This window comes from Cumulibacter soli (genome assembly GCF_004382795.1).
Lineage (GTDB): Bacteria > Actinomycetota > Actinomycetes > Mycobacteriales > Antricoccaceae > Cumulibacter > Cumulibacter soli.
This window is the reverse complement of sequence record NZ_SMSG01000009.1, coordinates 86366-92631: the sequence shown is the minus strand read 5'-3', so window position 1 is coordinate 92631 and position 6266 is coordinate 86366. Positions and strand designations below refer to the sequence as shown.

Annotated in this window: 8 protein-coding genes; 4 read left to right on the top strand and 4 right to left on the bottom strand. The window is 65.4% G+C overall.

Annotated elements, in window-relative coordinates; translation table 11 throughout:
• Positions 1 to 213: 213 nt before the first annotated feature.
• Positions 214 to 1029 (bottom strand): ammonia-dependent NAD(+) synthetase, encoded by an 816-nt coding sequence (nadE, locus tag E1H16_RS17375; RefSeq protein WP_134325187.1) that lies wholly within the window; start codon positions 1027 to 1029, stop codon positions 214 to 216.
• Between the two features lie 84 nt (positions 1030 to 1113).
• Here nadE and E1H16_RS17370 point away from each other — a divergent pair, with 84 nt between their 5' ends.
• Both E1H16_RS17370 and E1H16_RS17365 read left to right on the top strand, forming a co-directional pair.
• Positions 1114 to 1932, top strand: coding sequence for an MBL fold metallo-hydrolase (locus tag E1H16_RS17370; protein WP_134325186.1), 819 nt, complete (start codon positions 1114 to 1116; stop codon positions 1930 to 1932).
• Positions 1933 to 2028: 96 nt separating this feature from the next.
• Positions 2029 to 3063, top strand: a complete 1035-nt coding sequence (locus E1H16_RS17365) for an NAD(P)-dependent alcohol dehydrogenase (RefSeq protein WP_134325185.1) — start codon at positions 2029 to 2031, stop codon at positions 3061 to 3063.
• Between the two features lie 147 nt (positions 3064 to 3210).
• Here the strand turns inward: E1H16_RS17365 and E1H16_RS17360 are convergent, their stop codons facing one another.
• A complete protein-coding gene (locus E1H16_RS17360) occupies positions 3211 to 3963 on the bottom strand; it encodes a hypothetical protein (protein ID WP_134325184.1) in 753 nt (250 codons plus the stop codon).
• 172 nt (positions 3964 to 4135) lie between these two features.
• Between E1H16_RS17360 and E1H16_RS17355 the strand changes: the two genes are divergently transcribed.
• Complete coding sequence (locus E1H16_RS17355) at positions 4136 to 4441, top strand: EthD family reductase (protein WP_134325183.1); 306 nt, start codon at positions 4136 to 4138, stop codon at positions 4439 to 4441.
• A 60-nt stretch (positions 4442 to 4501) separates the two neighbouring features.
• Here E1H16_RS17355 and E1H16_RS17350 read toward each other — a convergent pair whose 3' ends face one another.
• Together E1H16_RS17350 and E1H16_RS17345 are read right to left on the bottom strand one after the other, a co-directional pair.
• Positions 4502 to 5044 carry a nitroreductase family protein gene (locus tag E1H16_RS17350; RefSeq protein ID WP_134325182.1) on the bottom strand — a complete coding sequence of 181 codons (543 nt, stop codon included), beginning with the start codon at positions 5042 to 5044 and terminating at the stop codon, positions 4502 to 4504.
• A complete protein-coding gene (locus E1H16_RS17345) occupies positions 5041 to 5304 on the bottom strand; it encodes a hypothetical protein (RefSeq protein ID WP_134325181.1) in 264 nt (87 codons plus the stop codon). The genes E1H16_RS17350 and E1H16_RS17345 overlap by 4 nt, the downstream gene beginning before the upstream one ends.
• Positions 5305 to 5471: 167 nt before the next feature.
• Here E1H16_RS17345 and E1H16_RS17340 point away from each other — a divergent pair, with 167 nt between their 5' ends.
• Complete coding sequence (locus E1H16_RS17340) at positions 5472 to 6236, top strand: VOC family protein (RefSeq protein ID WP_134325180.1); 765 nt, start codon at positions 5472 to 5474, stop codon at positions 6234 to 6236.
• Positions 6237 to 6266: the final 30 nt, after the last annotated feature.

Genomic DNA, 6266 nt, shown 5'->3' with positions numbered 1-6266 from the left:
GGCCTCCTGTTATGCGTGAGCGGTTCCTAGACAGCTCCACTCTCGCAACGGGAGGCCTTCACCCGTCAACAGATCACGCGCGATTCACGCAACAACGTCCCTGGACATCACAGCTAGGCGCTTGGATTATCCCGATGCCTGCGCTCTGAGAGAGCCTGTCTTGAACCCAGCACGGCGCGGGCTAACAACCGGCGCAGGCGACGGCAGCGCGGACTAGACGACGTCGAAAGGCGTGACGGGTAGCGCGCGCTTGTGCGCCGTACGCCGATGCCACCCGACGATCGTGTCCTCGGCCTCGGCCGAAACCTCGAGCCCTTCCAAATAGTCGTCCACGTCGGAGTAGGCGACGCCAAGTGCGGCCTCGTCCGCGCGCAGCGGCTTGTCGCTCTCGAGGTCGGCTGTTGGCACCTTCTCCACCAGCTCCGCAGGGGCGCCCAGATGGCGTGCGACGTCACGTACGCGACGCTTCGGCAGTCCGGCCAGCGGCAGTACGTCGGCAGCGCCGTCCCCAAACTTGGTATAGAACCCGACCACGGCTTCCGCGGCGTGATCGGTGCCGAGCACCAACATGCCGCGGGCCCCGGCGACGGCGTACTGCGCGATCATCCGCTGCCGGGCTTTCACATTCCCTTTCACGAACTCGGTGTAGCCATCGCCGTGGGCCACCGCCTCCCACATCGCATCGGTGGCTGGACCGATGTTCACCGTCAGAGACTCGTCGGGGGCAATGAACTCAAGCGCGCGCTGCGCGTCCGATTCGTCGCGCTGCACGTGATACGGCAGCCGGATCGCGACGAACCGCGCTTCATGGCCCTGTTCGCGCACGCGCTCACACGCGAGTTGTGCCAATCGTCCGGCAGTGGAGGAGTCCACACCGCCCGAGATGCCGAGGACCAGGCCAGCGGCCCCGGTGCGGATCAGGTAGTCGCTGAGGAAGGTGACTCGGCGTTCCACCTCCCGCGAGGCGTCGAAATCTTGGACGACCTGTAGTTCGTCGATGATTTGCTGCTGCTTCGCGCGATCGGTCATGTACGAATCCTATGCGCGGCGGCCAACGAACCGTTCCGCTGGACTACTGCGCGGACCTAGGATCGTGACGTAGGAGGAGGTCTCATGATCTGGATCTGCGCAACCTGCGCCGTGGAGACCGCCGTCGCGCCACAACCGCCGTCGTTGTGCGCGATCTGTGAGGATGACCGTCAATGGGTGCCCGCCGACGGGCAAATCTGGACGTCCGTCGCCGAGCTGGCGAGTTCCGGAACGAGGATCGTCACCCACGAGATCGAGCCCGGCCTGCTAGGGCTGAGGGCAGAGCCGCGGGTAGGTATCGGGCAGTGCGGGATGGTGGCGCGTACGCCGTCCGGCACGGTGCTATTCGATCCGCCGGGTTACATCGACGACGCTGCGGTGGCGCGGGTACAGGCGTTCGGGCGGCCGCTAGCGATCGCGGTCAGCCACCCCCACATGTACGGCGTAATGACGCAGTGGGCCGAAGCGCTCGACGTACCGATTCACGTACCGCGGGCCGACGAGTTTTGGCCGCGAAGGCGGGAGCGCATCCAGTGGTACGACGATTCGCACGTCATCGCGCCGGGACTCACCCTCTATCGCGTCGGTGGACACTTCGCCGGAAGCGCTGTACTGGAGTGGTCGCTCGGCGCGGCCGGGTACGGCGTACTGCTCGCCGGTGACGCGATCTTCCCCAATCCCGACCACGCGACCGTCAGTTTCTTGCGGTCGTACCCGAACCGATTACCGCTGTCCGGCACAGTGGCATTGCGAATCGCCGACCGGGTGGCGGCGCTGAGCTTCGATCGGCTCTACAACAACTTCGGCAATGTCGTGCTACGGAATGCGAAGGAGGTCGTTTACGCCTCGGCGCGAAGGCACGCCGAGTGGTGCAACGGTGAGCACGATGATGAAACCTGGTAGACCCGTCCGCGGATCAAGTCCGCGGATCAATAGGTAGCCCGATGACCGGTCGGTTCCACGATCGACGCTGCTACCCAACTTGAGGAGTTCGAGCGCATGAAGGCATGTCAGTACGTCGAGATCGGCGCGGCCCCCAAAGTCACCGATATCCCCAAACCCGAACCTGGGCCAGGACAGGTGCTGTTGAAAGTATCCGCGGCAGGGGCCTGCCACTCTGACGAGTTCATCATGTCGCTGCCTGCCGAGCAGTACGCGTACGGCCTGCCGCTCACGCTCGGTCACGAAGGCGCCGGCGAGATCGCCGAGCTGGGTGACGGCGTCGAGGGATGGGAACTCGGGGAGAGCGTCGCGGTCTACGGTCCGTGGGGCTGCGGGACCTGTCATGCCTGCGCGCAGGGTAAGGAGAACTACTGCCGGTATGCCGCCGAGCGCAACATTCGCCCGCCCGGCCTCGGGAACCCGGGCGCGATGGCCGAGTACATGATCGTGAACGATCAGCGCCATCTGGTGCGCCTGGGCGACCTCGACCCGGTGCAGAACGTCGCGCTCACCGACGCCGGACTGACGCCGTACCACGCAATCAGGACGTCGCTGCCGAAGTTGCTGCCGGGCAGGGTTGCGGTCGTCATCGGTGCAGGCGGGCTCGGGCATATGGCGGTCCAGATCTTGAAGGCGCTGACCGCGGCGACGGTCGTCGCGTTGGACCTGAAGGAGGACGCGCGGCAGTTAGCTCTGGATGTCGGCGCGGACTATGCGCTGCCATCCGAGCGCGCGTCGGTGGACGAGATCCGCAAGATTTCCGGTGGCCTTGGTGCAACCGCGGTCTTCGACTGCGTCGGTGCGGACGCGACGTTGGCGCTCGCGGGGAAGATGGTGCACGAGGAGGCGGACATCGCCGTCGTCGGGTTGGGCGGCGGCTCGCTCCCGGTAGGTTTCCTCTTCCCGCCGCATGAGACGCGGGTCTGGTCGCCGTACTGGGGAAGCCGCTCGGAATTAGAAGAGGTGCTGGACCTGGCGCGCCTCGGGGCGATCCACGTCGAGACCGAATCGTTCACGCTCGATGAAGCGCCGACGGTGTACGAGCGGATGCACGCGGGCACGCTGCGCGGCCGCGGAATCGTCGTGCCCTAACCACCCGCATCCACTGCTCATCAACCACCCGGTCGGCCGCCGGCCCCGCCTTCGGCCGCCCACCGCACCGGTCATCGACCGGAGCGGCGGGCGAGGAACCAGAGTGGAGATGTACTAACTCGCCGATCTCGGTGGGTGCGTCACTACCTACGCGTCGAGCGGAATGTCGCCGGCGACTCGCGCCAGCGGCTTGACCCGACCCTCGATGAAGTTGATTGCCTGCTCCGGCGTGGACGACTCAGCGAGCATCGTGATGATCTGATTCCCCTCGAGCCGCCAGTCGAACGGGTCGGTCGCCATGAGGTGTGCGCGCGCTTGCTCGTGCAGAACCTGGTCGGCGAACGCTCGGTCTTGAGCGAGCACCTCGAATCGCCGGCCGAACTCGTCCGCGTCCGGGTCGTTGACGCGGATCTCCAACTGCGGGTAGGCGTCCGCGGTCCGATCGGGGTGCAAGCCGATCATGCCAACGGTCGCCGTACCCATCGGGCGCTCGTGCTGGAAGGCGCACCAATGAATCTGACCCTCTTCGCCCACGATCGCGTGCCGGGCCTCGCCGTCTGACGGCTGTCCGACGTCGGCGAGGTCATCGAGCACGGCAGGAAGTTCGGCGGCGTACCCCATCTCCTCGGGGACCTCGAAATGGACGCCGTCATCGAGGGCAGCCGCGAACCGCGCCCAATCGTTACGTTCGGTCGACTCTGCGCGCAAGTTTCGGATAGCCGATACCGCGAGCCCAAGCGCGACGAGGAGGAAGATCGCACCGGTGAACCAGCCGATCACCTCGATGTTCGAGTTATCTGTGGCGACCGCCAGACCGATCAGGAATGCACCCACGAACCCCGTCGCGATCGCAGCCCATGTCTGGCCGGACATCGTTCGGGTCGGTTGCAACGCCGTCATGGGTGGGCTCCTCCTGTGTGTTCGACGTCTGGTTTACCAGAGAACCGAACCCGGGGGGACGACGGCAGGAGGAACACTGGCCGGTCCGGCGTCAATAGCGGCTCTTTCGAAACCTGCGCGTGATCGATAGTGTCGCCTAAGCCACATTATTCCAACAGAAGGTGATAATTCGATGAGCCATTCCGTTTTCGCGATTTATAAGGCCCCAGAGGATCCGGCGGCCTTCGATAAGGCGTACGAGAACCACGCCGCTATTGCCAAGAAGATTCCCGGCCTGAAAGAGCTGCGCTACAACAAGACGTTGCAGCAGGTGACGGGTGAAGTGCCGCTGTACGTCGTCACCGAGTTGGTTTTTGATTCGCTGGAGGCGCTGCAGGCCGGACTCGGCTCCCCCGAAGGTCAAGCCACCAGCGCGGACCTCGCGACCTGGGGCGGCGACAAGCTGATCACCACGCTCATCGTCGAGCGGCAGGCTTAATCCCAGCGGGTAGTTCGCCTGCGCACGCTTCGAGGTGGCGTAGGCGAACCACCGTGGAATTCACAGTTCACGAAATATCTCACCCAGCGGGCGGCGTCCGCGCGGAATCGCCGATTGGCCCTCCTCGGCTGCAGCCGTCGTTCGATAGCCGAGTGCGAGGACGTGTTTGACGATCCACCCTTCGCCTGACTGCACTACTTCCGCAGCTGCTCGCGAATTGCGTTCGGGAAAGATCGTGGCCACGCATGAGCGAAGTCCGCGCGCGGCGGCGGCGAGCGTCAACGACTGGGTGAACCGTCCGACGTCGAACTCTGTGTCGGCAGCCTTATTGTCCTCGGACAGCACGACGAGTACGACGGGCGCTTCGGCGATGTACTGGGCGTAGCGGCCAAGTCGGCTCAGTTCCGCGCGCATCTCAACTGAGCGCACCGCGACCACCTGCCACGGCTGACGATTGCGCGCTGAGCCGGTCCACCGCGCCGCGTCAACGATCGCCTCGAGATCCGCCGGGGTGACCTCCCGATCCGGGTCAAACCGCCGGATCGATGCCTGCCGGATTAGCGCGTCGGCGTACGCCTCTCCGGATGACGCGTCGGCGCTCATGGGTTCTCCTCATAATCGCGGGCCGCGTTCTCATCGACGCGGTCCGCAGGGTCTGGTCCGCCGTCCTCGCGCACCTCGCCCAACTCGAACAAACCATTCGCTACCGCCACTGACTGCTCGCGCCCCTCGCTAGACGGTCGGCGACGCTCCATGCGCCGAAAGACTCCGATGCCGACCCACGCGAGTACCGCCATGATCGCGCCGGCCGCGACGATGAAGCCGAGGATGAGCGCGATCGTGAGCCAGATTTCGGTGGGCATCGCCCCATTCTGCCCAAGGGTGCTTCCGAGTGCGCGAGCCCAGGCCGCGGCGGTACTAGATTGCGCAAACCTGCTAGTCGTTGAGCACGTTCCTGGTTCGTCGACGTGGCGGCGGGCTTCACATCTGGCCGTCGATGCGAGAGCATCCCGGAAACGAAAGGACTCCGATGAGCACCCTTGCCCTACGCCAAATCGCTTCAGCAGCTCGTGACCTCGACGGCACTAACGCCGCACTGAAGGCAGTCTTCGGCGCCGACGTCGCGCACGTCGACCCGGGAATCGCCAAGTTCGGTTTGCACCACGCTGTGCTTGAGTTCGGCCCCTCGCAATTCTTCGAGGTCGTCGCACCGTTCACCGATGATGCGCCGGCGGCGCGTTACCTGCGGTCCTCGGACGCGCGCGGGTACATGCTGATTTTCCAGGCAGCAACCGCAGAGCGCGCGGCGATCAGTGAGCGCGGTAAGGAACTTGGCTACCGCGAGATCTACACCGTCTCGGACGACGGCTACAACTGCCTGCAGTGGCATCCGGCCGATATCGGCCCATCGATGCTCGAGGTCGATACCCATGTCGAGGACAACATGGAGGGCCCATGGTGGCCGGCCGGAAATTCGCGCGGTGATGAGGGCCGTTCGCGCGTCGCGCAGGTCATCGGAAGCACGCTGCTCAGTAATGACCCGGCGGCCCAGGCGAAGCAGTGGGCGCAGTTCCTGGACCGCCCACTCGTCGAGGTCGACGGCGCGCACCGCGTGACGACCGATAACGCCTGGGTCGACTTCCTGCCGGCCGATGGCGCCGAGCCCGGTTTGGCCGGGCTCACGGTGCGGTGCCGCGACCTGCAGGCTGTGCGCGATGCCGCGCAGGCTGCCGGCCTACTGAACGAGGACGGGACGGCGCAGATTGCCGGCCTGCGCTTCACCCTCACTGAATAGGCCACAACCGACTGCCGGCTGCGGGTTGTG

What these genes read in the sequence shown, in the direction of transcription:
- E1H16_RS17345 (WP_134325181.1), bottom strand. Translation starts at nt 5,304, where the DNA reads ATGCCCACCGAAATCTGGCTCACGATCGCGCTCATCCTCGGCTTCATC.
- nadE (WP_134325187.1), bottom strand. Translation starts at nt 1,029, where the DNA reads ATGACCGATCGCGCGAAGCAGCAGCAAATCATCGACGAACTACAGGTC.
- E1H16_RS17340 (WP_134325180.1), top strand. Translation starts at nt 5,472, where the DNA reads ATGAGCACCCTTGCCCTACGCCAAATCGCTTCAGCAGCTCGTGACCTC.
- E1H16_RS17350 (WP_134325182.1), bottom strand. Translation starts at nt 5,044, where the DNA reads ATGAGCGCCGACGCGTCATCCGGAGAGGCGTACGCCGACGCGCTAATC.
- E1H16_RS17360 (WP_134325184.1), bottom strand. Translation starts at nt 3,963, where the DNA reads ATGACGGCGTTGCAACCGACCCGAACGATGTCCGGCCAGACATGGGCT.
- E1H16_RS17365 (WP_134325185.1), top strand. Translation starts at nt 2,029, where the DNA reads ATGAAGGCATGTCAGTACGTCGAGATCGGCGCGGCCCCCAAAGTCACC.
- E1H16_RS17355 (WP_134325183.1), top strand. Translation starts at nt 4,136, where the DNA reads ATGAGCCATTCCGTTTTCGCGATTTATAAGGCCCCAGAGGATCCGGCG.
- E1H16_RS17370 (WP_134325186.1), top strand. Translation starts at nt 1,114, where the DNA reads ATGATCTGGATCTGCGCAACCTGCGCCGTGGAGACCGCCGTCGCGCCA.